The organism is Lactobacillus ultunensis DSM 16047 (assembly GCF_001436305.1).
GTDB classification, from domain to species: Bacteria; Bacillota; Bacilli; order Lactobacillales; family Lactobacillaceae; genus Lactobacillus; species Lactobacillus ultunensis.
Genome location: NZ_AZFO01000012.1, coordinates 1 through 25,071, shown reverse-complemented (window position 1 = coordinate 25,071; position 25,071 = coordinate 1). Strand labels below are relative to the sequence as shown.

At 37.5% G+C, this 25,071-nt stretch carries 23 protein-coding genes and 1 other annotated feature; of the genes, 7 read left to right on the top strand and 16 right to left on the bottom strand.

Annotated elements, in window-relative coordinates:
* Positions 1-40: 40 nt before the first annotated feature.
* Together FC57_RS04935 and FC57_RS04930 are read right to left on the bottom strand one after the other, a co-directional pair.
* A complete protein-coding gene (locus FC57_RS04935; protein ID WP_236253593.1) occupies positions 41-994 on the bottom strand; it encodes a sugar-binding transcriptional regulator in 954 nt (317 codons plus the stop codon).
* The gene (locus tag FC57_RS04930; RefSeq protein WP_040529337.1) at positions 981-1,793 is read right to left on the bottom strand and encodes a DeoR/GlpR family DNA-binding transcription regulator; all 813 of its coding nucleotides are present in this window, start codon (positions 1,791-1,793) and stop codon (positions 981-983) included. Before FC57_RS04930 ends, FC57_RS04935 begins: the two co-directional genes overlap by 14 nt.
* Before the next feature lie 166 nt (positions 1,794-1,959).
* Here FC57_RS04930 and FC57_RS04925 point away from each other — a divergent pair, with 166 nt between their 5' ends.
* Both FC57_RS04925 and FC57_RS04920 read left to right on the top strand, forming a co-directional pair.
* Entirely contained in the window at positions 1,960-4,305 is a 2,346-nt protein-coding gene (locus FC57_RS04925) for a formate C-acetyltransferase (protein ID WP_007125156.1), read from the top strand.
* A gap of 10 nt (positions 4,306-4,315) precedes the next feature.
* Positions 4,316-5,116, top strand: a complete 801-nt coding sequence (locus FC57_RS04920) for a 4Fe-4S cluster-binding domain-containing protein (RefSeq protein ID WP_007125155.1) — start codon at positions 4,316-4,318, stop codon at positions 5,114-5,116.
* Positions 5,117-5,194: 78 nt separating this feature from the next.
* Here the strand turns inward: FC57_RS04920 and FC57_RS04915 are convergent, their stop codons facing one another.
* Positions 5,195-6,187 (bottom strand): Gfo/Idh/MocA family protein, encoded by a 993-nt coding sequence (locus FC57_RS04915; protein WP_007125154.1) that lies wholly within the window; start codon positions 6,185-6,187, stop codon positions 5,195-5,197.
* 169 nt (positions 6,188-6,356) lie between these two features.
* On the opposite strand from FC57_RS04915, the gene FC57_RS04910 reads away from it, so the two are divergent.
* Complete coding sequence (locus FC57_RS04910) at positions 6,357-7,196, top strand: MurR/RpiR family transcriptional regulator (RefSeq protein WP_040529332.1); 840 nt, start codon at positions 6,357-6,359, stop codon at positions 7,194-7,196.
* Positions 7,197-7,261: 65 nt separating this feature from the next.
* Here the strand turns inward: FC57_RS04910 and FC57_RS04905 are convergent, their stop codons facing one another.
* Both FC57_RS04905 and FC57_RS04900 read right to left on the bottom strand, forming a co-directional pair.
* Positions 7,262-9,718, bottom strand: coding sequence for a glycyl radical protein (locus FC57_RS04905; RefSeq protein WP_007125152.1), 2,457 nt, complete (start codon positions 9,716-9,718; stop codon positions 7,262-7,264).
* Between the two features lie 164 nt (positions 9,719-9,882).
* Positions 9,883-10,629, bottom strand: a complete 747-nt coding sequence (locus FC57_RS04900) for a DeoR/GlpR family DNA-binding transcription regulator (RefSeq protein ID WP_007125151.1) — start codon at positions 10,627-10,629, stop codon at positions 9,883-9,885.
* Positions 10,630-10,888: 259 nt separating this feature from the next.
* Here FC57_RS04900 and FC57_RS04895 point away from each other — a divergent pair, with 259 nt between their 5' ends.
* Both FC57_RS04895 and FC57_RS04890 read left to right on the top strand, forming a co-directional pair.
* A complete protein-coding gene (locus FC57_RS04895; RefSeq protein WP_007125150.1) occupies positions 10,889-11,716 on the top strand; it encodes a glycyl-radical enzyme activating protein in 828 nt (275 codons plus the stop codon).
* A gap of 101 nt (positions 11,717-11,817) precedes the next feature.
* A complete protein-coding gene (locus FC57_RS04890) occupies positions 11,818-12,636 on the top strand; it encodes a Cof-type HAD-IIB family hydrolase (protein WP_007125149.1) in 819 nt (272 codons plus the stop codon).
* Between the two features lie 35 nt (positions 12,637-12,671).
* Here the strand turns inward: FC57_RS04890 and FC57_RS04885 are convergent, their stop codons facing one another.
* The 5 genes from FC57_RS04885 to FC57_RS04865 form a co-directional block, all read right to left on the bottom strand.
* Positions 12,672-13,397 carry a GntR family transcriptional regulator gene (locus FC57_RS04885; protein ID WP_007125148.1) on the bottom strand — a complete coding sequence of 242 codons (726 nt, stop codon included), beginning with the start codon at positions 13,395-13,397 and terminating at the stop codon, positions 12,672-12,674.
* The gene (locus FC57_RS04880) at positions 13,397-14,323 is read right to left on the bottom strand and encodes a nucleoside hydrolase (protein ID WP_040529328.1); all 927 of its coding nucleotides are present in this window, start codon (positions 14,321-14,323) and stop codon (positions 13,397-13,399) included. Before FC57_RS04880 ends, FC57_RS04885 begins: the two co-directional genes overlap by 1 nt.
* Before the next feature lie 96 nt (positions 14,324-14,419).
* Complete coding sequence (rpiA, locus tag FC57_RS04875; RefSeq protein WP_007125146.1) at positions 14,420-15,112, bottom strand: ribose-5-phosphate isomerase RpiA; 693 nt, start codon at positions 15,110-15,112, stop codon at positions 14,420-14,422.
* Complete coding sequence (gene rbsK / locus FC57_RS04870) at positions 15,112-16,038, bottom strand: ribokinase (protein ID WP_040529326.1); 927 nt, start codon at positions 16,036-16,038, stop codon at positions 15,112-15,114. The genes rpiA and rbsK overlap by 1 nt, the downstream gene beginning before the upstream one ends.
* A gap of 84 nt (positions 16,039-16,122) precedes the next feature.
* Positions 16,123-16,926 carry a DUF4931 domain-containing protein gene (locus tag FC57_RS04865; protein WP_007125144.1) on the bottom strand — a complete coding sequence of 268 codons (804 nt, stop codon included), beginning with the start codon at positions 16,924-16,926 and terminating at the stop codon, positions 16,123-16,125.
* Between the two features lie 154 nt (positions 16,927-17,080).
* Between FC57_RS04865 and FC57_RS04860 the strand changes: the two genes are divergently transcribed.
* Positions 17,081-18,382, top strand: coding sequence for an extracellular solute-binding protein (locus tag FC57_RS04860; RefSeq protein WP_007125143.1), 1,302 nt, complete (start codon positions 17,081-17,083; stop codon positions 18,380-18,382).
* A gap of 59 nt (positions 18,383-18,441) precedes the next feature.
* On the opposite strand, the gene FC57_RS04855 is transcribed toward FC57_RS04860, so the two are convergent.
* The 5 genes from FC57_RS04855 to FC57_RS04835 all read right to left on the bottom strand — a co-directional run bounded on the left by FC57_RS04855 (position 18,442) and on the right by FC57_RS04835 (position 22,331).
* A complete protein-coding gene (locus FC57_RS04855) occupies positions 18,442-19,368 on the bottom strand; it encodes a DUF2974 domain-containing protein (protein ID WP_007125142.1) in 927 nt (308 codons plus the stop codon).
* Positions 19,369-19,448: 80 nt separating this feature from the next.
* A complete protein-coding gene (locus FC57_RS04850) occupies positions 19,449-20,102 on the bottom strand; it encodes an amino acid ABC transporter permease (RefSeq protein ID WP_007125141.1) in 654 nt (217 codons plus the stop codon).
* Positions 20,103-20,119: 17 nt separating this feature from the next.
* Complete coding sequence (locus FC57_RS04845) at positions 20,120-20,761, bottom strand: amino acid ABC transporter permease (protein ID WP_007125140.1); 642 nt, start codon at positions 20,759-20,761, stop codon at positions 20,120-20,122.
* Entirely contained in the window at positions 20,761-21,579 is an 819-nt protein-coding gene (locus FC57_RS04840) for a transporter substrate-binding domain-containing protein (protein WP_007125139.1), read from the bottom strand. Before FC57_RS04840 ends, FC57_RS04845 begins: the two co-directional genes overlap by 1 nt.
* Positions 21,580-21,590: 11 nt before the next feature.
* A complete protein-coding gene (locus FC57_RS04835; RefSeq protein WP_007125138.1) occupies positions 21,591-22,331 on the bottom strand; it encodes an amino acid ABC transporter ATP-binding protein in 741 nt (246 codons plus the stop codon).
* Between the two features lie 113 nt (positions 22,332-22,444).
* Positions 22,445-22,688, bottom strand: a binding site (T-box leader).
* A 156-nt stretch (positions 22,689-22,844) separates the two neighbouring features.
* Here FC57_RS04835 and udk point away from each other — a divergent pair.
* On the top strand, positions 22,845-23,477 hold the full coding sequence (udk, locus tag FC57_RS04830; protein WP_007125137.1) for a uridine kinase: 633 nt from the start codon (positions 22,845-22,847) through the stop codon (positions 23,475-23,477).
* Between the two features lie 32 nt (positions 23,478-23,509).
* Here udk and FC57_RS04825 read toward each other — a convergent pair whose 3' ends face one another.
* Complete coding sequence (locus FC57_RS04825; protein WP_007125136.1) at positions 23,510-24,904, bottom strand: MFS transporter; 1,395 nt, start codon at positions 24,902-24,904, stop codon at positions 23,510-23,512.
* Between the last annotated feature and the right edge of the window lie 167 nt (positions 24,905-25,071).

Genomic DNA, 25,071 nt, shown 5'->3' with positions numbered 1-25,071 from the left:
TTTGCGGATTCATCTTCAAAATAATTGCACAATTGTGCAATTATTTTAGTGTTAGCAATCTTTGTGCAGTTTCTTCATCAGTGATTAAAGTATTCAATATTTTCATTTTCATTAGCGTATCAATTGAAGCAACTTTTGAGAAAGAACGGGCAATTCCAACCGTTGTTTTTATATTCTTCAACTGCTCTAGCGAAATTGCAATCGTTCTATTTAACAGATCTCCCTTCAAAATCTTTCCTTCTCTGCTATAAAAAGTACAGCAGCAATCACCAATGGCATGCTCGTCCTTTAATAAGCTAATGTCATCTTCCGTCAACAAATCACGCCAGCGGCTAGTATTACCATTTAACGGGCCACCAATTCCCACGAATGCAATATCTAAATTATTCCAATAACTTTTTACATCTCGAAAGTAATTAGAAGACATAATAGAGTCACGAACATACTTACTTTCCTGAACTGCCCCGGAATCAACGAATACGTTACGTCCACCAAACTTTCTAGCCATATCATAAACAATGCCGTTGACATGGTATTCCGCATTGGCCGCACTTGGTCCACCTACTAAAGGAACAAAAGTAGAATTGAGCGTTGTTTTTCCCTTAGCTTGATCGGCCATGCTCCGCAAAACTTTGCCCCAAGAAAAGCCAATAATTTGACCAGGTTTAATTATTTGCGTCAAGTATTGAATACCAGCTTTGCCTAATGCCTTATCCTTATCATCATTTGATTGGCTCGTCTGGTTCGCTACTACAATAACGTTTTTAAGGCCATATTTATTTTTTAGGTCTTCTTCTAGCTTAAAAGTAGTTGTATCATAGCCCTCAATTGAAATCTTTACGATATGATATTTGCGAGCTTTAACCAACATTCTGCCAACCGTAGTGCGATAAATTTGCAGCTTCTTAGAAATATCAGTCTGGGTAAAACCCTCGATGTAGTACATATATGCAATCTTGGTAATTAATCTTCTTTGTGCTTCATTCAATTTCATTTTCATCTACTCCTTGTCCTACTGATACCACTTTAGTCTGGGCAGCTATCTTCTGATATTCAGCCGATGCGGAATCTAAGTTGGTAACTACATAATTTAAGTCCGACCAATCCGTTACTTTTAACAAAGAAGTCTGGGTAAATTTAGCTGCATCAATCACTGCTACACTGATATCGCTTTGCTTGATCATGTTCAATTTCATCTGCGAATCCGCGAAGCTGGTTGAACAAATACCATTCCGATTAAGCACCCCACTAGACCCGATAAAGCAATAATCATAATGCACCAGGCGATATTCCGGATCTGCACTAATGCTTTGAAAAGATAGATCTTCAGGATTAAACTTTCCTCCCAAGCAATAAACATTGCTATGACTCTTTTTCAAATTATCTAAGGCTAATAATGAGCTAGTAAATAGATTGTTATCGTAGTACTGACTTAACAATTCAGCAATTCGTGCAATCGTGCTTCCTTGATCTAGTGCAATCGTTAAGCCTTCTTTTTTCTTCATGAGACTGACCGCCGCCTTAGCTAGTTGATCTTTAATTTCCGCTTTGACACTCACACGATTGGCGACTGGCTCAATTTTGGCTTTTTCCTTAGCTGCTTGACTGCTAAGGGATGCCATGCCATAGTGCCGCAGAACTAGTCCTTGCTCGCTTAAGCGTCTCAGATCATTTCTAATTGTTTCATCTGACACGCCTACTTGATTTACTAATTGAGCTACGCGCAAAGTACCATATTTTTTGAGGAGATTAATAATCTGATCCCGTCTTTTTTCGACCTTTAGTGGTTCCATTTTACTTACTCTTTCTAACATCAAAAAAGTCCGATTTGCTTTTTGCACATTTGTGCAAGTTATCAATTTTATTTATATTAGAGCACTTTCCTACAGCTCATTTTACCACTTTGCTTTAAAATGAAAGCGTAAACAGAAATAAACCTGTAAGGAGGAAGTATTTATTATGACATCGGGCACAATCACAATTCCTAACTATGAGACAGTCAGACCGCATTCACGTCTTTCTGAAATGAAAAGAAATCTTTTTAAGAAAAAGAGACAAATCTCCCTTGAAAGAGCCATTCTATACACCGAAAGCTATCAAAAGACAGTTGGCGAACCTACAATCATTCGGCGGGCAAAAGCGACTGCCAATATTTTGGACAAGGTCAAAATCAGTATTCGTCCCGGCGAATTATTAGTTGGCAACCTTACTGTTAGACCACGGAGCGGGATTCTCTCACCTGAAATGGATCCTTACTGGATCATGAAAGAAATCAACACTATTGATCATCGTCCACAGGACCAATTTGAATTTACAGAAGAAGACAAAAAGTATTACCGCGAAAAGCTTTACCCATACTGGGCTGGTAAGTCAATGAAGGACTTCATTACTAAACAATTCCCAGACGAGGTGCAAAAAGCCATCGACGATAAAGTAATCCACGTTAACCAAACTGACAAAGGACAAGGTCACATCATCATGTACTTCCCTATGATTTTGAATAATGGGATTCACTACATGATTGATACGCTTAAACAAAAGATTCAAGAACAACCTGACAATGACTTTTTCAAGGCCGGCTTAATTATCTGGCAGGCTACCCAGCGTCACCTAGAAAGATATGCCAAGCTAGCAGAAGAAATGGCGAACGACCCTGTTACTCCTGGTTATCGTCAAATTGAATTAAAGCAAATGGCTAAGATGTGCAGAAAATTGCAAACCGAAAAGCCATATAGTTTCTATGAAGCATTGCAATTATTGTGGATCGTCAGCATCGTTGGTCAATATGAATCAAATGCCTCTTCATTATCATTAGGCCGTATGGATCAATACATGTATCCTTTTTACAAGCATTCAGTTGATGACGGTGTGCCAGCTAAATTTATGAAAGAAATTTTAGGCGACTTCTATCTAAAAACTGACGATGTGGTCAAATTACGTAGTGAAGCTAGTGCTCGAGACTTTGCCGGCTTCCCTACTGGTTATACTGTAGCTTTAGGCGGTTACAACAAATATGGACAATACGCAGTAAATGATCTTTCTTATAAGATGCTTGATTTATACCAAGAAATTCGCCTGCCACAGCCTAACTTATCGGTCAGAATCAACGATCAAATTCCACGACGTTTTTTAATTAAGACCTGTGAAACGATCAGAATTGGTACCGGTATTCCTATGCTTTTCAACGATGAAGCCTGCATTCCCGGCTTTTTGAGTAAAGGCGTCTCATTAGATGATGCTCGCGACTATGGCGTTGTTGGCTGTGTAGAAACAACTATTCCGGGCAGAACTTATGGCTTGCACGATATTGCCTTATTCAATCTCATGCGGATCATGGAACTGACCATGTATGAGCAGGAAAATAATCCTGATCTGACTTATGATAAGTTCAAACAGGCAGTTAAGGATAAAATCGATTATTACGTTAAAATCGTCACCGAAGGATCCGACGTCGTAGATTTAGGACACAGAAAATTTGCCCCTACGCCATTTTTATCAACTTTGATTCTAGATTGTATTAAAAATGGCAGGGATGTCACCCATGGCGGTGCAAGATATAACTTCTCTGGCGTTCAAGGCATTGGTGAGCCTAACTTAGCTGACTCACTCTGGGTTATTAAACAAGCTGTCTTTGAAAACCACGAATTAAGTTTCAAAGACTTAGTTGATTTAATGCGCAGCAATTATGCTGGCGAAGATGGCGAAAAGATGCGTCAGCACTTTATTCATGACTTTGATAAATATGGCAATGATAAGCCTGAAGTTGATATGGAAGCTGCCAAAATGTTCCGCCACTATGCGCTAGAACTAGGCAAATACACTAATATTCGTGGCGGACACTTCAATGCTGGTGCGTACACAGTTTCAGCCCACATTCCTTTGGGTGATGAAGTTGGTGCTACGCCAGATGGTCGTAAAGCTCACGAGCAATTAGCCGATGGTGGTCTTTCACCAATGGTCGGCGAAGATGTTTTAGGTCCAACAGCGGTTTTGAAATCCGTCAGCAAGATTGACACGACTATGGCCGTTAACGGCAGTCTGTTAAACATGAAGTTCTCGCCTAACACGTTGAAAGGCCCTGTTGGCATCGCTAAGTTTGCGGACTTTTTAATGGCCTTTACTTACCTCAAGATTCGCCACATTCAGTTCAACGTTCAATCAAGAGAAACTTTAATCGACGCCCAAAAACACCCTGAAAAATATGCGGACTTGGTAGTAAGAGTTGCTGGTTACTCCGCCTTCTTCGTTGATTTAAACAAGCATATTCAAGACGATATCATCAGAAGAATGGAACACCAGCTATAAGGAGAAAATCATGGCAAAAGACAGAACAGGTCAAAAGGGCCTTATTTTCAATATTCAGCGCTATTCAATTCATGATGGTCCTGGCATTAGAACGATCGTTTTCTTTCAAGGATGTCCTTTAAAATGTCCTTGGTGTGCTAATCCTGAATCTCAAGGAGCAATTAAACCAGTCACTTGGATAAAAAATGGAAAGAAAGAAACTATCTCTTATTGGGTGACCGTTGATGATGTAATGAAAGAAGTAGAAAAAGACGAGATCTTTTATCGCACTTCAGGTGGTGGTTTAACACTATCTGGAGGAGAATGTCTTTTTCAATATGAATTCGCTACGAATGTCTTAAAAGCAGCAAAAGAAATGGGAATTTCCACTGCTATCGAGACAGCCGGTGGTACTTCCAATAATGCCATTAAAAGCGTACTTCCTTATACCGATGAGGTATTGTATGACTTAAAAATTATGAATCCATTACGTGCACAAGCTGTTATCGGAGAAAGCGTACCACTGATTAAAAAGAACTTTGAAACAGCATTAAACTATCCCACAGCTCATGTAACTCCTCGAGTGCCTTTAATTCCTGGTTACACAACTTTACCACGTAATCTTGAACAAATTGCTAACTATGTTTTATCTTTAGGCATTCACCAAATCCATATTTTGCCATTTCACCAATTTGGATTACAAAAATGGTATTATCTAAGAAGAAACTACATTATGCGTAATACACCTCTTCTAACGGATAAGCAGGTTAATGATATGCATGATTACTTTGCTTCCCGCGGTATTACAGCAGTCATCAGTGGTTTACAATAAAAACTTAGATCTAAACTTAAAAGCACAAAAATAAAGGTTGATTTAATTCAACCTTTATTTTTTATCTTTTCAATTTATTTAATTATTTTCATCATCAAAAGGATATTTCATACCCCAAGAAGTTCTAACACTAGTTAAAATATGTGCAACATCATGCGAGATTTTCAGTTGCCCGTCATCATGACCTTGTTCAATGTATCTTTGCATATCAGCGACTTCATATTGTAAAGCCTTGTCACTGGCTCCAGCCACGATTTTTTCATGCCTTTCCTCATGGGCACTTGCAGTATAAGTAATATCCGCTTCAGTTGCTCGAGGATATTGATTAATTTCCACATACCCTTTAGTCCCTGAAACAACGCCACGCTTTGGTTGTTTAGCTCTCATAGATAGTGCCATAACTACCATTTGGTCCCTAGTATTCTTCAAAATGATACCGGACTGTTCATCAACTCCAGTTTCAAAGAATTTAACAGTAGTCAAAATACTCTCTGGACTTTCATCCAAAAAAGTTCTAGCAAAAGCAGTAGCATAGCCACCAATATCAAGTAAGGCTCCGCCAGCTAAATCCTTATTAAAAAAGCGATTCTTAGGATCATAATCTTTAAGAGAACCAAAGTTAACCTGAATCATTTTGATTTTACCTAATTTTCCGCTTTTAATCAGATTAATTACTTTTTGATAAATAGGCATATGATAAAGCGTAAAGCCTTCCGTCAAGATTAAACCTTTTTCTTGAGCTAATTTTTCCACCTCATCAAATTGTCTAGCATTGACTGTAATAGCTTTTTCACAAAAAACATGCTTACCAGCATTTAATGCCTTCTTAATATAGTTATAGTGAAAAGTATGTGGAGTAGCGATATAAATGATATCTACATTAGGATCGGAAATCATTTCATCTGGATCTACATAGGTTTTCTTGATATGCTTTTCTGTCGCAAATTTTGTTAACATTTCTTTATTTACATCAGCTACAGCATACACTTCACCATTAACTGCATTCAAAGCATCTGCCATTTCATGTGCAATCCAACCAGTACCAATCATTCCCCAATTAAATTTTTTCATTGTAGTGTACCTTTCTTTTCAAAAGTCATTTGAAAATTTATTACATTAATAATAATACTATGAAAATAATTTACATTCAATATAAAATGATATTTTTTTACTTAAAATATATATGTGTGAAAATAATTTACATATGATATATTATTTTTTAGACAAAGAGGAATTTAAAATGACAAATATTATAGATAAAATTTATAGTGAATTTCAGTCCATGTCACAAAGTGACCAAAAAATAGCTCATCAAGTATTAGATAATCCCGCTAAGATTGTTAATAGCACTATTTCAGAACTGGCAAAAATGGCAACAGTTAGTGGTGCATCCGTTACTCGTTTTTGTCACAATTTAGGTTTAACGGGATTTCATGATCTGAAAATTCAAATCGCACAAGTAGCAGGAAATGAAAAAAGCCATTCATTGCAAAACCTAGCGCAGGACAACTTACAAACTGCTTTAAGGCAAATAGATAAAAATAAAATAGCTGAAGTTAAAGCAACTTTAGAAAATATCGATAATCATCTTTTAAAACAAATACTTGCTTTACTTACTCACAGTAGAATTGTGCAAGTTTCCGCAGAAGGAGACACTTACCCTGTAGCAGAAGATGCTATTTACAAGTTTAATCAGATTGGAATTCTTGCAATAGGATCCGGGGGCAATGTTGAAACTGCAATTGCTCAAAGTATGAACTTAACAGCAGACGATTGTTTGCTGGTAATCTCAAATTCAGGTGAATCTGCTGCTCTATTAAAACAAATTCAGGTCGCTAAAAAACAAGGTTTAAAGATTATAGCCATTACTAATCGTGAGGACTCACCAATTGCATTGGAAGCCGATTATCACTTGCAAACAGCGGTTAGACAAACAGTATTACAAACACAATATTACTTTTCACGAGTTGCGGCATTTACAATAATTGAAGCCATTTTTTTAATCCTAATATCACAGGATGATAAGAAAATTGATCATATTAAACAACATGAAGAAATAATTTCTAATCAAAAAATATAAAAAAGAACGAAACTTTTTATCAGTTTCGTTCTTTTAGTTTCAAAATTAATTTTAAAAACTAACTTTTACAATTTCTCTTCAGTTCTGGCAATGATATCATCCTGAGTTTCTTTAGACAAAGTTACAAAGAATGCAGAGTAACCAGCAACACGAACAATCAAATCACGGTGAGCCTCTGGGTGCTTTTGAGCATCGATCAAAGTTGTACGGTTAACAATGTTGTATTGAACATGGTAACCATGAAGAGTATTAAAGAATGCACGAAGCATAGCAATTAACTTCATACAATTTTCAGTACTACGCAAGATTTGGGGTGACATCTTTTGGTTAAGTAGAACACCACCAGTAATGTCCATTGTAGGCAACTTAGAAATACTCTTAAAGACGGCAGTTGGGCCTTCAGTATCCATACCGTGTTCTGGTGATACACCTTCAGCTAAGGCAGTTCTTGCATAACGACCATCTGGGGTTGCCAAGGTTTCGTGACCTTGACCGACATTGGCTGAAATTGATGAGGTACCAGCATAACGGATACCACCGATTGGGCCACGTCCATAACGAGTGTTAGGGTACTTCTTGATTTCATCAATGTAAGGCTTATAAGCTTCAACAATTAAATCATCAACGTAATCAATGTCGTTGCCATACTTTGGAACATCTTCCAAAATCATGTTTCTAATTCTCTGACCTTCGTCGCCTTCCCAGTTGGTTTGAAGTGCATGCCACAATTGCTTTGGCGTAAGCTTCTTTTCTTCGAATACAAGTTTCTTAATGGTTGCTAATGAGTCTGCCATGTTGGCAATACCTACTTGCAAACCACTTACCATATCGTAAACAGCCCCACCTTCCTTGATGGTCTTACCTCTGCCAATACAGTCATCAGTCAAAGTTGAACACAAGATATCTGGATAGTTTTGTTCAAGGGCTAAGTCACAGGCATTTTCAATAATTACGCTCCAACGAGTCATTTCACGAATTGACTTATCCCATGCCTTCATCAATTGGTCAAATGAAGTCATTTCAGTAAATTTACCATAGTCGTGCAACAATTGCTTTCCCGTATCCGGATCCTTACCACCGTTCATCACGATCAACAAAGTTCTTGGGAAATTAATGAAGCTCATACCAGTACATCTATAGCCCCATTTACCAGGGACAGCAGTTTCAACACAACCAGAGGCACTATAATTATAAGCATCTTCCTTCTTAACGCCACGCTTGATGAATGAAGGAATAATAACTTCATCATTGTTCAAAGCTGGCATCCCCATACCTAACTTGATAACTCTGACAACTTCAAGCATGAACTTGTCACTTAAGCCGTGGTAGTAACGAACAGTTAAGTTGGGTTGTGGGAAGTGAACTTGAGCAATAGCGTGCAAGATATTGTAGGTAGTTGGGTTTACACCATCTTTACCATCAGGTGTTTGTCCGGCAATAGTAATGTTTTGGTAAAGTGGCATCCCGGCTGAGAATTCGGTGTGGTGCCATGAACGAAGCTTATTGATTGTGTAAACCTTCATATCAAAGTTGGTTAATAATTCAACAGCCTTCTTTTCATCAATAACACCCTTCTTAAGGTCTCTTTCATAGAATGGATCAAGGTATTGGTCAAGACGGCCTAATGATACTGAGTGACCATTTGATTCAATTTGTAAAGTTAAGTGAACTAACCAAATTGACTGTAAAGCTTCTCTAAATGTTGAAGCTGGTTGATAAGGAACCTTATGCAAAATCTTAGCCATCGTTAACAATTCTTGCTTACGATCTGCATCGTCAGTTTCAAAGGCTTGCTTTTCAGCTAACTTAGCATATCTTTCAGCGAAGTTCTTAACAGCTCTAATTACCTTCAAACTTGCACGGTAGAAGTATGACTTCTTCATATCTTCAACATTGGTCAAGTCCAAGCTGTTCAACTTGTCAAGAACACGATTTTCAAACCAAACAAGTCCTTTGTTGATAACTTCATCATAGTTAACAATAATGTGACCGTCACCTGAGGTAATGTTACCATCGGCACCTACAAGTCCTAAGTCATAGAAGATTCTTGCTTCTGGTGGGAAACTAGCGTAACCACGATCTTCCAAAGTGTTATTCTTCCAGAATGGAGCAATTTCACGCAATTGCTTCTTAGTTTCTTCAGAGATTTGGAAAACATCACCAGGACGTTTATCAAATTTATCCAATTCATCGATTACCCAATTCATTGAATATTCTGGGAAAATTGGAGCCCAACGATTGCCACGAGCTTGATTACCGGCAATCAAAGTGTCAGGTTCGATATAGATAGTCATGTTGTTTAAAATATGTTCTACCGTATAAGCTCTAAGTAAATCAACTTGTTCATCTTGATGAGCTTTGTAAGCTTCAGTTGCTAATACGGCTCTTTCAGCATCAACCGTTGGCTTGGCATCCAAAATTGATTCACGCAAACGTTTCATTCTTGGAGTTAAAGTACCGAAGTATTCTGCTGGGGTTTCTTTTTCGACATTCTTTGTTTCATTGACTGTATGTACTGTCATTTTTATATCTCCTTGCTAAAAGAATATCTTTTGCTTTCGTTCATAAGTATATTATCATTCATACGTAACTTTTACAAGAACTAAATAAATGATTTTTAGCAAGCAAGACAAAATAAAAGAGGTTTCTCTTTCCAAAGAAACCTCTTTACAGTTCGTACAATTAATTAAACCAATTTCAATTGTATTCCATGTTTTTTAATAACAGTTTTAGCACTATCAGGAATATTTTTATCCGTAATTACCGTAGCGACTTCATTAAAATTGAATTGGTGAATCAAGCTCTCATGACTAAATTTGCTAGAATCCGTCAAAATTACTAAATTGCTAGCTTGATCAGCCATTGTTTCTCCAATCTCTGCTCTACTAATATCATTATTATAAAAACCATTTTTAGTAGAGAACCCATCTGTACCTACAAATAAATATTTTACATGAAAATTCTGCAAAAGCTTTTTAGCAATACTGCCTACTAAAACCTCAGAATTAGCCTGATATTGACCACCAGTTAAAAATACCTGTAAGTTTGGATAATCAGAAATATACTTAGCAATAAAACAAGAAATTGTAATAATTGTTACTCGCTTGCCACTCTTGCCTAATTCCTCAGCAAACAATGCACATGCTGAACCAGATTCGATCATGATTGTGTCGCCATCATTAACTAATTTGGCCGCTTCTTGAGCAATTTTTACCTTAGTATTGTGATTATAAGTCAAACGAACTTTTAAATCTTCTGGATCAGATAGCACGGCAAAACCATGAGCATGCTTAAGCAGTCCTTGTTCTTCCAAATCGTTTAGATCTTTACGAATAGTTACTTTCGAAACGCCTAATTTTTCAGATAGAGTATTAACTTCTACCTTTCGTTTCTGAGTTAAAATCTTAATTATCTTTTCTTTGCGTAACTGCAAAATTAACTCACCTCTTCAACCTAAAATCCTACTAAGTCAATCTTACAATAACTTTTTCAAAAAATATATATTTCTAAGCACTTTCTTTTAAAAGAAATATTTATTTCAAATAAAAGCTTATTCTTTCATAAATAATCTTTTCAATAATATATTTTTTGCATTCCTTCATTTTCTTTTGAAATATAGTTTGCTTTCTTTAGTAAGTAGATATATGATGATTGTGTATTCAAAACAAGTAAAAAGAAATGGGTGAATAAAGATGGCTCCAGATGCTACTCGCACAAAAGAACCCTTAAAAGGTTTAATTTTCAATATTCAGAAATTTAGTTTAAACGATGGTCCTGGTATTAGAACCGTGGTCTTCTTCAAGGGATGTCCTTTAAGATGTAAATGGTGTTCTAACCCAGAATCACAACTTGGGAAGCCTGAGCCTATGTTTGACTCAAGCAAGAATAAAATGATTACTTGTGGTAAGTTCATGACAGTAGATGAAGTTATGGACGAAGTCATGAAAGACAAGGCGTTCTATGATGCTTCAGGTGGTGGCGTTACCTTTTCAGGAGGTGAGGTGCTCTTCCAAGCTAAGTTTGCAATCGAACTAGCTAAGCGTTTAAAGGCAGAAGGCGTTCACTTAGCTTGTGAAACTACCGGCTACGTCAAATCCTCAGTCTTCATGGAATTTATGAAATATATGGACTTCATGTATTACGACTGCAAGCAATGGGATCCAATGCTCCACAAAAAAGGTACTGGCAAGACTAATGAAATCATTTTAAAGAATTTGGATTTAGCCTTGAAGTATCAAACTCCTGAAAATCACAAGAAATTATGTATCAGAATTCCTGTTATCCCTGGCTTCAATTACACCGATAACGATGCCGAAAACTTTGGCAAGCTTTTCGTTAAAATGGGCGTTAAGCACGTAGAGCTATTGCCATTCCACCAATTCGGCTTGAAAAAATACGAAGAATTGCACCGCGATTATGCTCTTAAGAATGTTGCACAATTAACTAGTGATGATCTGCTTGATTACCAAAAGATCTTAGCCAAATATGGCGTTCAAGCCGACATCAATGGTTGGGATTAACAGAAACGACTCGAAACAATAGTTTCGGGCCGTTTGTTTTTTTACTCATCAGATCATCTGCTATACTTAAAGTAGTATAGAATTTAGAGAGGGCAAAATTAATGAGTAAATTACCTTTCAAAGTAGTTGCCGTTGACATGGATGGTACATTCATGCGTGATGATCAAACTTTCGATCATAAAAGATTTGATCGTGTGTTAACTAAATTACGTGCTGATGGTGGACATTTTATTGTTTCAAGTGGTCGTCCTTATCAACGACTAAGACGTGACTTTACCGGCTTTTTAGATAGAATTGACATGATTGCTGATAATGGTTCGCTTTTAATTCAAGATGATGAGATTATCAGCACTCATCTTCTTACCCATAGGGCAACGCTTGATTTAATTCGTTTCATCCAAGAACATTATCCAGAAAGTTCTATGATTGTTACCGGTGTAGAAAATTCATACACTACAGTGGATGCATCCCCTAACTTTAAGCAAACCATGAACTTCTACTACCCTGATCGTGTAGAAGTTAGTGACTTAATAGCTGCTATTAGTCCTCATGATCGGATCACTAAAATCACTTTAAGTTATCGTAAGGATTTCTCTAAAGAACTTGAGCAAGAATTCAACAAGCACCACGCCGAGAAGATTCACTGTACTTCAAGTGGATTCGGTCTATTAGATATCGTGCCATACAGCGTCAACAAAGGCAGCGCTATCGAATACTTCTTACGCTACTTCGATGCTAAGCCCAGTGAACTGATTGCCTTCGGCGATGGAATGAATGATAAAGAAATGCTAGAGTTAGCTGGCTACAGTTATGCAATGGCTAATGGTGAACCAGAATTAAAGAAAGTAGCCAAATATGAGGCACCAAGCAATAATGATGATGGTGTTTTGCAAATCTTAGATAGCTATTTGAATAAATAAAACAAAAAATAAAGCTGGAAATAATCCAGCTTTATTTATTTGCTTAAATTAACAAAAGTATTGAAATTCATATAGTGATAATGCACTCGCATATTGGATACCTCAAAAGGCGTCCCATCATCTAAGAAGAAAATCCCTTCCATCACGCCAACCGGTTCATTCTTTTTCAAATGCATTTTACTGTGATCTTCATCATTAGACGGTTCCACGGTAATATTCAAAAATGCCTTGGTAACCGTCTTATTTTGTTCATCTTCTAAATAATTAAAGAGCGAACTTTGCAAAGTATCAGGCTTTAATTCAGGCATGATCTTGATTGGCAAATAACCCGTTTCAATCAAAAATGGCTGTTCATCCAGTAAACGCAAACGTTTAAATTCATAAACAAAATCATTTTCATTTAAGAATAAATCTTCTGCGATCTCCTTGCTTACCTTAATCACATGAAAATCAAGCAATTTAATTTGCTGCTTTTTACCAGGGACTTTAAAACTATCCGTGATTCCTAAATTAGAACCATCATAACGAAACATTGCCTGGTTTCTTAAATATAAGGGATTAATAAAAGTACCGCTACCGCGCTTTTTAAAAACTATCCCTCGTTGAGCCAGCAATTCCAGCGCGCGTTTCATTGATGAACGACTGACATCGTAGTGTTTAGCCAAACTACGTTCATCGGGAATCCGCATCCCTTTGTATTTGTTATTCAAAATATTCTGCTCAATATCACGCATTACTGTCCGATAAACGTAACTAGCCATTATTTTCTTCCTTGATCTGCAGTCTCAATACTATCAATAAACCATTTGGCAAACTTGTCCAAATCCACGTCAGTAGCAACTTCCGCATTGCTATTATCTTGGTTCATAAAATCAATTACACTGGCACCATATGTAAATTGACCTCGCAATTCAATTTCTACATGAGCCTTTTTCAATGTAAACATCTCTGGATGAAGCAAAATACCTACCGCGGTTGGATCGTAAATCTTAATACGAGGATCGCCATCTGGTTCATGAATGTGAGAGAAAAGCGAATACAACATGTTGCCGACTTCTCCACATTCTTTAACTTTATCCATCTGTTCCGGCAATAGATGCGCCTTGTTGCCAATCTCTAGCGGTGCTACCTTAACTGGCAAACCGCTGTGAAAGACAACTTGTGCAGCTTCTGGATCACCAGCAATATTATATTCAGCTAGCGGACTATGATTGCCTCGACCAATGTTGCCACCCATAATAATTATTTGGTCGATGTTTTCCTTAACTTCAGGATATTGTTTAAACAATAAAGCAAAATCAGTTAATGGTCCAATTCCGAGCAAGGTCATTTTCTCTTTGCTGTTTTTAATCGCTACTGCCATCTTAGTTGCTGCTAAGCCTGGTTCGATCAGCTGATCATCTGCTTTTTCAAAATCAAAACCAGCAATACCAGTCTTGCCATGAACGGAAGCCGCACTAATCATCGGTGCAACTAATGGCTGATTGGCCCCAACAACTACTGGAACTTTAGTACGCAAAAATTTCTCTAAATTGAGCGTGTTTTGCAAAGTATATTCAAGTGCAACATTGCCCCAAGTTGGTACGATCATTTTGACATCTAATTCTTTAGCAAAAAGACTAATTGTCATTGCTGCAATGTCATCGATTCCTGGGTCAGTGCTGATAATTAAAGGTTTTCTGTTCATAAAATTACCCTTTCTAAGCGTAGTGAGTAACTTAATGATACAAAAAAACGACCAATAAAAAAAGTGGTTCGCTCCAAACCACTTTTTTTATTCATTCTATTTTTTCTTATCTTCAATTGTACCGTCGCTATGCGCAATAATTACCTCATCACACATATCTAAGAACAAACCATGTTCGACCACACCTACAGTATGATCAAGATAATCAGCTAAACCATGAGGTGCAGGAATTGGATCAACGGCTAAGTCAATGATGTAGTTACCATAGTGAGTAATGTAACGTTTGTCACCATCCATCCGCCATTGAGGCTTCAAGCCTTCTTGTTCAAAACGTTTAAAGTTTTGTTCACAAGAAATTGGCAAAACTTCTACTGGCAATGGGAAGCCACTCAAACGGTGAACCAACTTAGACTCATCAACGATCCAGATAATCTTCTTCGAATTAATGGCTACGTTCTTTTCTAGAGTTAAGGCTCCACCGCCACCTTTAATCCCATCAAGATTATCGGCAACACGATCAGCACCATCAACGGTTAAATCGGCTTGATCGATATCAGCTAATTCACTAACCTTAAAGCCCAAACTTTCCAATTGCTTTTTGCTTCTATTGCTAGTAGTGACAATAGCCTTCAGCTTCAAGCCCTCTTCATCTTTACGCTTGCCTAAAGCATCAATAAAAAAGGCAACAGTGGAACCTGTTCCGACTCCTAGGGTCATCCCAGATTCAACCATTTCAGCTGCTTTGGTAGCAGCTTCTTTCTTCAAACGATCTTGTTCTTGTTTATCCATTATTCATCGTCCTCCATTGCATTTTCTACTTCTTTGGCAGTAGGAATTGAAGGTTGGGCACCTAAACGTTGAACGGCAATTGATGAAGCACGACTAGCAATTTTGGCGGCTTCTTCAAAGTTGGACAAGTCTGCATTTAAATTGCTTGCCAAGTAACCAATAAAGGTATCGCCTGCACCAGTGGTATCAGTTGCCTTAACCTTGTAAGCTGGTACTAATTCTTCAACATCTGCAGTTGAAATATAAGCGCCTTTATCACCATAAGTAATGACTACGTTCTTTACACCCAGCAAATGTAATTTTTCGGCATTAGTTGCTAAAGTTGATTTGTCCTTGATAGGGATGCCAGTAAGTTTTGCACTTTCCGTTTCATTAGGCGTAATAATATCGGTATATTTCAAAAGTTCATCTGGGATCTTATCAACCGCAGGAGCAGGATTCAAGATAGTTATTTTGCCCGCTTTTTTGGCCATCTTAAAGGCTGCGATAGTAACCTCAATTGGAGTTTCAAATTGAGCAATTACACAATCCCAGCTAGTAATCAAATCGCTAGCTGCCTGAATATCTTCAACAGTCAATTCATAATTAGCACCGTGGTCAATCACAATATCATTTTGACCAGCTTCATTCAACGTGATGAAAGCATGACCGGTTTTACTTCCCATCGTTGTTTGAACATACGTGGTATCTACACCATAACTCTTCAATTGATGAGTAATAAATCCGCCTTCGCTATCTTCACCGACACGATTAATAAAATAAGTTTCAGCACCACTTTTAGCGGCAGCAATCGCTTGATTAGCTCCCTTACCACCACCAGCAGTACTTACTTCTAAAGCGTTAATCGTTTCACCTGGTTTAGGAAAGTCCTTTACGTGCAATGTAGTATCAACATTGCTAGAACCAATAACTACAATCTTCTTCATGAGCATCCCTTCTTAGAAATGTATTTTCAATCTAAATTATATCAAAAAAACGCATTCAAATATCTGAATGCATCTTTTGAAACTCTAATGTAAAATACCACCGTTTACAAAACCCTTTAATCGCTCGGCTTCCCACTTAAGCGTGTCAGAATCATCGACCTGGGAAATCTTGTAGCCAACAAAATATGGGGATGCATAAAAACGAGGAATAATCTTGCAACAGGTCCCTTTGCCATCATTAATTGGATAGAAGAATAAGTTATAGGAATCTACACCGTGTGAAAGAACGGAGCGGACGTACTGTGTACCTTTTTGAATCAAATCAGCCCATGTATCCAAATTAGTATTGTCTTGAGTTAAAATATTAACTTCTTGATAACCTTGGACAGGGCGAGCAGAAAGATTCATCTCTACTGAGCCAGATCTCCCTACTTCAAAACCCTTGAAATTATCTTCTTCAATATCTTGATAACCATCCTTATGATAAAGACCAACAATCTGCATGTGAGGGTGAGTTAATGAACCGTCAGATTTTGGGCCAAAATTCTTATACCAAAGCACGCTTTCATATTTGCCAGAATGGTACATTTTGTGAAAACATTTAAGGGCAAATTTCATCAGTTCTTGATTGTGTTCACGCGTATAAGTAGAAATATCACCTTGATGGTCGCTAGATTCAATCAAAATTGTCTGGTTGGTATCTTTTAAGGTAGGATATTTATTTTTCAACCAAATCTTATCGCCCTCTTTTTCATATATGTTGACTAAATGAGCCACATCACAGAAGGGGCAACCCGCACTTTGGTTACCCTGACGATTACCGTAGTCATAATCATAAGGCTTTCTTTTACCAATGGAATATTCATATACTAAAGGATTCTTGTCCATACTTTTCACCTGCAATCAAAACAATTAACTAATTTAATATTAAAAGTGAAAGTCACGGGTGTCAATCAGGAACATTTTTTAATTTCCTTTATGAATAGTCCGGATAATTATGGTAAACTACCAATGGAAAAAGAAATTTGAGAGGTAAAGAAGAATGAAATTCTACAAAAAATTAGCACTAGCAGGTGCGGCTGTATTAGCGGTCGCGGGACTGAGCGCATGTTCAAATAATAAGTCCAATTCTAGCTCATCAACTAAGATTCCTACTAAGATCTCTAAGAAAACAAATATTACATTTTGGTACTCATTAACTGGTACCTCACAAAGTGCCTTGCAAAAATTAACCAAGGACTTTGAAAAGAAGAATCCAAACATTAGCATTAAATTGCAAAGTCAAGGTGGTAACTATTCTGACCTGCAATCCAAGCTTGTTTCTGGTTTGCAATCACCAAAGGATTTGCCAACTATTACCCAAGCTTATCCAGGCTGGCTCTACAACGCAGCTAAAAATAAGATGCTGGTTAACTTGACTCCATATATCAATAACAAGTCAATCGGTTGGGGTTCATACAAGAACAGTGGTATTAAAAAAGCATTATGGGATGGAGCTAACATCGACGGCATTCAAGTCGGTGTTCCATTCAACAAGTCAGTAGAAGTTCTTTTCTACAACAAGACTTTGCTTGATAAGTATCATGTCCAAGTTCCCACTAACATGAGTGAATTAGCTAGCGTATCTGCTAAGATCTACCGTGAAAGTCACCACAAGGTACGTGGCATGGGCTTTGATGCATTGAACAACTACTACATGATGCAAATGAAGGAAACTTACGGTAAAAACTTTAACAAGAACTTGAACTTTGCTGCTAAGGATTCTGTAAAAGCCATCAACTACTACGCTAACGGCGTTAAAGCTGGCTACTTCATGCAAGCTGGTACCGAAAAGTACATGTCAACACCATTTAACAATGGTCGTGTAGCAATGTTCATTGGTTCAACTGCTAACGAAGCATACTTAAAGCAAGGACTTAAGAAGGGTTATGTTTATGGTGTAGCTCCCCGTCCAAGTTCAATGAACGTCCAACAAGGTACTGACATTTACATGTTCAAGAAAGCTACAGCAATGCAAAAGTCAGCCGCATTCAAGTACTTGAAGTTCTTAACCTCTAAATCATCACAACTTTACTGGGCTAAGCAAACTGGTTACATGCCAGTTAACACTGCTGCTTTGAACGACTCAGCTTACCAACAAGCTAAGGACAGCAAGATTCCAGCAATTTTATCTAAGACTTCTAAGAAACTTTACTTCTTACCTGTTACTAAGAATTCCATCACTGCATATGACCAAGTTAACGCTAATATGCAAACTATTTTAGCTAAGGCAAGCAAGGGTCAAAATTGGACCAGCGACATCAAGAATGGCAAGGCTAAGCTTGATGCAGCTTGGAAGCAATAAAATTTATTTTAGGTATATGAAAAGGCATCCATGAGGGATGCCTTTTTTTAATCTCTCCTCTACTTCAATTCGTCCCTCTCTTTAAGGATCTCTACCTTAAACAGTGTCGCCAACTTCGCCAAACTCTTATGATCCGGATATCGCTGCGCTAGTTGATCAATCTTCTCCACAGCCATCTTTTTAACCTCATCGCTTGAACTAATCCGCTCAATAAACTCCGTCAAATCTCCAGACTTATCCAGCAACCTACGCTCACTACGGCTTTCTGCCAAAAACGCCTGATCAACTTTCCGCAACTTCAAACTACCATCAGGATTAAAGGAATAACCGCCCCACATATGCTGTTTAATCGGCTTCATGGGTTCACTATCGACATAGCATAATTTACCAACCATATGGTGCGTTTCCGTAATGCCCAAAGTCACAGGATCATAGATATCGACATAGTTATAAATCTTTTCTCGCATTTGAGCTACGCGTCTTCTCTCTTTCGGCGTGAACAGCAGCCAAATATTGGTCCCTTCATACAAATATGCGGCCCCAATTGCTTCGGGATGGCGACAATTAGCCAAAGCAAACTGTGCATTAATCGATCCTAATGAATGACCATAAATATAAATCTGACTTCCTCTAAACTGGCTGATCGTCTGATTTAACAATCGACTAGCTGACCTTAATTGACTCGGAATTCGTCGTTCATGTGACAACATTGATCTCAAAATTGGCAAATTAGTCTTAAACCATTCGTCACGCCAGGTCTGTGGAGTTCCCTTCTTAATGCCATAGGAACCCTTATATAAAATTGTCACTTCACTAGGATTAGTAATGACAAAAGCACGCATCCCATCTTCAGCCCAAACGCTGCGACAAACAGTGCCGATGTGATGCTGGCCCACCATCACGCTATCTCCTAACTGTAATTCTTCATAAGCTTTCTTAGTTAATTCGATCTGTTCACGATCGGTTAATTGTTCATTAACTCTCATAATTTCGCCTAAAATAAAAAAAACTAACTCTTACTTCAATAGTAGCATGAGTTAGTTTTTTTGATTAATTATCTAATTTTTTAGTTATACTTCTTTTCCAAGTAATTAGCAACTTGAGATAAGCAGAAGCAAACGATGAAGTACATAATCGCAATGATTACGTACATTGGAATCAAGTAAGTCGTATTTTGACTGTAGATGATTTGAGCGTGGTACAAAAGTTCAGGCAATACGATGATTGTTGCTAGTGACGTATCCTTAACCAATGATACGAACTGTGACAATAACGCTGGGATCATGTTATGCAATGCTTGAGGCATCACAACGTGATACATTGCTTGACCATAAGACATCCCGTTAGAGCGGGCACCTTCCATTTGACCTGGATCAACTGAGCCAATACCTGACCGAACAATTTCGGCTAACATCGCACCTTCGAAGATAACCAAAGCGGCAATCGAAGCCGTCGTCGGATTCGTCACAATGCCTAATTGTGGCAAACCGAAGTAAGTAAAGAAGATGATCAACAGCAATGGCAAGTTACGGATAATATCAATAATAAAACCGACAATTGCTGAAACATACTTGATCTTCATGTAGCGGATCAAACCCAAAATCAGCCCTACCACAAAGCTCAATGCAATCGAAATCAATGAAACATAAATCGTTACCCAAAGTCCTTGTAATAAGAAGCGGATATCGACCCATGAATAAGCATGAATAAAAGTTTCCATTTTCTATCCCCTTCCTATTAGTTAGCCAGTTTCTTTTCAAGGTGACGCATGTAATAGCTGAGCGGCAAAGTCAAAATCAAGTAGAACAAACCAACAATGATATAAGTATCAATCGTTTGGAAAGTTGAAAATGCGATCAGCTGTGCTTGATACATTAAGTCAAATCCAGCAACGAAGGCCAAAACTGAGGAGTTCTTAACCAAGTTAACAAATTGGTTGCCCAATGGTGGGATCACGATCTTCATTGCCTGCGGCAAAATAACATAACGCATGGCTTGCGTATAAGTCATCCCGTTAGAACGAGCACCTTCCATTTGTCCAGTACCAATCGAATTAATACCGGCACGAACCGTTTCTGCAATAAAGGCAGAGGTATACAAAGTCAAACCAATCGTACCTGCTTGAAAACCTGAAAGTTTCACAATGTAACGTGGCACGATTAAGTAAAAGATCATTACGATAACCAATAACGGAATGTTCCGGAAAATCGCAATATAAACTTTAGCAATTACGCGACCAAACTTAGGTGGAGCAACTTCAAGCAGTGCGAAGAATACACCTAAAATTAAACTAAAAATCAGAGCAATAATACTACATAAAATAGTATTCCAGAAGCCTGTTAAAAAGGCTCCCCAGTTGTTCGTAATAATTTGCCACATTATTTCAAAACTCCCTTCAGACTAAAACCAGGAATTCCTGCAAACCATTTCTTAATCAAGCGGTTGTAAGTACCGTTTTCTTCAAGTTCCTTCAGGGCCTCATTAATGTGATCAGCCATCTCAGTTTGACCTTTATTAACAGCGATACCATAAGGAGCATCACTATAAACGCCACCGACTAACTTGTAGCCTGGGTTTTCTTGTGCGATACCAGCAAGCAAGCCATTATCAGTAGTTAATGTAACACCTTGGTGTGCCTTCAAAGCTGACATTGCTTGACCATAGTCATCATACTGCAAGACACGTGCCTTTGGTGCGGACTTATGAACATCGTCAACTGCAGTTGTACCCTTTACAGCTAATACAGTCTTATTGTTCAAATCCTTAACGCTCTTAATCTTACTGTTATTAGGCACTAATAATGATGAACCAGCTGGGAAGTATGGCTTAGTGAAAGTTACTTGCTTAGCCCGTTCTGGCGTAATAGTCATTGTAGCCAGAACCGCATCCACGTTACCATTCTTCAAAAGTGGAATTCTTGTGTTAGCAGTTGTGGTTACAAAACTAGCTCTGCCCTTTTTGCCTAATATTTGTTTAGTCAAAGCCTTAGCTAAATCAGTTTCAAAGCCTTCAATATGACCAGTTTTTACATTAGTTAAACCAAACAATCTTGTGTCTGCTCTAATGCCCCAAACTATTTCATTATTTTCCTTAACCTTTTGATAAACATTTTGTTTACCAGGCTTGCCACAAGCACTTAAGGCAAAGACAAGCACTAACAATAAAGGTAAGAAAAGAAATCTCTTAAATTTTTTCATGGCTCGTCACCTTAATCTTTTGAAATAACCTTGCTTAAGAATTGACGTGCACGTTCTGTATCTGGGTGAGCAAAGAATTCTTCTGGTTTACGATCTTCCAAAATATGACCGGCATCGAAGAAGATCAAACGGTTACTTACTTTCTTAGCAAAGCCCATTTCGTGAGTAACCACAACCATTGTGATACCTTGATCTGCAACGAATTTCATAACTTCAAGCACATCTTCAATCATTTCTGGGTCCAAAGCACTTGTTGGTTCATCAAACAAGATTACCTTAGGGTGCATAGCTAATGATCTCGCAATAGCTACACGTTGCTTTTGACCACCAGACAATTGACGAGGCAATGAATTTATCTTGTCAGCCATACCAACCTTTTCCAGATATTCCATTGCAGTTTTACGGTTTTCGTCATCTGGACGTTTTAAAACAATCTTAGGAGCGAGCATTACATTCTCTAAGACTGTGTGATTGTTATAAAGATTGAAGTGTTGGAAAACCATGCCGACATTTTTACGGATTTTATTAATATCGGTCTTCTTATCGGCTAAATCATAACCAGTAACAATTAGTTGACCACTATTAATTGGTTCTAATCCGTTCATGGTTCTAATCAAAGTACTCTTACCGGAACCTGATGGGCCAATAATTGAAACCACTTGGCCTTCATCAATTTTTAAATTAATATCTTTTAATGCATGAAGCTTTCCATAGTATTTATCAACATGCTTAAATTCAATAATTGCTGTCATGGCTTCTACCTTTCTTTTCTTTATGCAAAAACTCTATCTAACGAATATTATTAATAAAAATAATACCAATTTAACTTAATGAGAGTAAAGAAAAAGCCCTTCGCTCCCTAATTGTCAGGGACGAAAGGCTCTTTCCGCGGTACCACCCAGATTGTCTATTAAATAGACCTCCTCATGAAGCACTAATATGCTTCACCGGCATGGTAACGTACCGGAGACGTCTCAACCTACTATAAGAATTGTTAGTTCGGTGAGCTGCTAAAAGTGTTATTCAATAATTCAGGGTCTATTGACTTCCCACTATCGTCAATTCACTGTAAGAATGAATTACCTACTCTTCTTTTTCATGGCTTTTAATTAGTTTATATGTATTTAACATTATTTTTGGCTAAAAAGCAAGATAATTTTTAGATATTTAGCAATGAATCCGTTTTTAAGCCAAATTTATGCTGTTATTATTCGGAAAATGGCTTAAAATGTTTATTGATATGTAGAAAAATAAAGGAGTTTGACATGGGAAAACTTGAAAAACCCGTTATTATCGGCATTGCCGGTGGTTCAGGAAGTGGCAAAACTACTATTGCTCACGAGATTGCTAATGATATTAAGGATCAAGATCGCATCATGATTATGACGCAAGATTCTTACTACAAGGACAATACAGGCGTACCAATGGAAGAAAGAATGAAGATTAATTACGATCATCCTGATGCTTTTGATATGCCACTACTGGAAGCACAGCTTAATCAATTGTTACACAGAAAACCAATTGAAATGCCAACATATGATTTTACCGCTCATACAAGAAGTGATAAGACCGTTCACGTTGAACCAGCTGATATCATTATATTGGAAGGAATTCTAGTTCTCTTTAACGAAGATATTCGTAATTTAATGAACATTAAGGTTTACGTTGATACTGACGATGATATTCGTTTTATTCGTAGATTAGAACGCGACATGAAAGAACGTGGCCGTTTACTTGATTCTGTTATCAACCAGTATCTGGGTACAGTAAAGCCAATGTACAACCAATTTATCGAACCAACTAAGCGTTACGCTGATATCATCGTGCCAGAAGGTGGCGAAAACGACGTAGCGATCGATATGTTGACTACAAAAATTCAATCAGTATTAAACCAGTAAAAAAAATGGGCTTAGCCCATTTTTTTATTGCCTTATTTTGCTTCTTCCGAAGCATGACTATCACGTAGAATTCTATTGTATTTCTTAGCAAAGACAATAATCAACACAATCCCGGAAACAATATACAAAGCAGCAGCAATGATATAAGCATTTGCGTAACCTTGTTGCGTCTTGAGTAGGTAGAATTCCGTGAACAAGCCATCGATAACACCCACAACAGATAATGCTACTTCGATAACGGCACTAAATGCGGGACGCAAGTCTTTATCAACTAAGATCATTTGTACTTCCTGCTGAACAGGCATTGAAGCATTAGCTAAACCTGAATGGAAGAATAAGATAGTTCCAACTACTCCGAACAATACAGCACCGGTACCCAACATTTTAGCATTAGCCATCACTAACATTAGGGGTGCACAAATAATCGTACTGATTGCAATCGTCATAATTGAACCTAATTTCTTAGCCAGATATGGAGCAAAGAAGTAACCAACAAAGATAGCTACCGTTTGCAAGGTATTAATGGTTGAAGTTATTCCCCGCGGAATATGCAGAATATTGTTCAAATAAATTGGCACATACTGAATGAATAATCCAGCACCTAATTGAACTGCACAAATGTAGAGTACCCAAACAACGGTCTTGTAGTTGACCAGTTTCTTGTAAGTAGCCATCTTCTCTTGCATGCTTGGTTTAGCACTCTTATCTTCAGTTGAACGATAATCAACAGGTTTGTCTTTAATAAACAAAGCTAAGGCAAAAGCAATGAATGTAATTAAGGCAGTAATTATAATTACCCATTTATAGGCATTAGTATAGTTTGCCAACATAACGCCTTTCATTGCATCTGGCTGAGCTGACAAATTTGATGCTGCACGATAGCTAATGCCTTGTAATTTACTAAAGATATAAACTACTGCTTTACCACCGATAAACATCATAATACTTTCTGTCACCAAGTTGATTACCATGACTACCGTGAACATTTTCGTTCTAATTTTACTTGGTACATAAGATGTCCACATCAGCGGATACATCAAGTCATAAACCCCGATGGCTGATGAAGATAGAATATAGGAGATAATAATGATAGGCTGATTGGTAGTCAAGGTCGTTAAAATCATGAAGACTGCAGTTAATGGTGGTAATGCCAATAAGACTTTACGATAACCCATATTGTGGACAGATAAAATCAAAATAGAAATAAGGATTGAAACCATCGCTTCAAATAAATTTAAAGCTGAAATCAAATGAGGAGCTACTAAACTATAATATGAAAGCGAAGCATCATTAGTAATCCCGGTTACCGCACCCATTACGCCATAAATACAAAGATATAAGATAACGTTGCGTTTGTAGCGCGGATCCCAGTTTTTAATAGCCTCCTCTTCTTCTATTTTGTCTCGTTTATTCTTAGCCTTTCTCATAGTAAGGATCTCTTTTCTATGTAAGCGCTTTATCTCCCTTACTTTTATTTTAGCACTGATTGCATGACTAATTAGAAACTTTAAGTTTCATCTAATAATACAAAAAGAGTTTGAAAATAATTCAAACTCTTTTATTTATATTAAAATACGCGTGGTGCTAGTTAAAT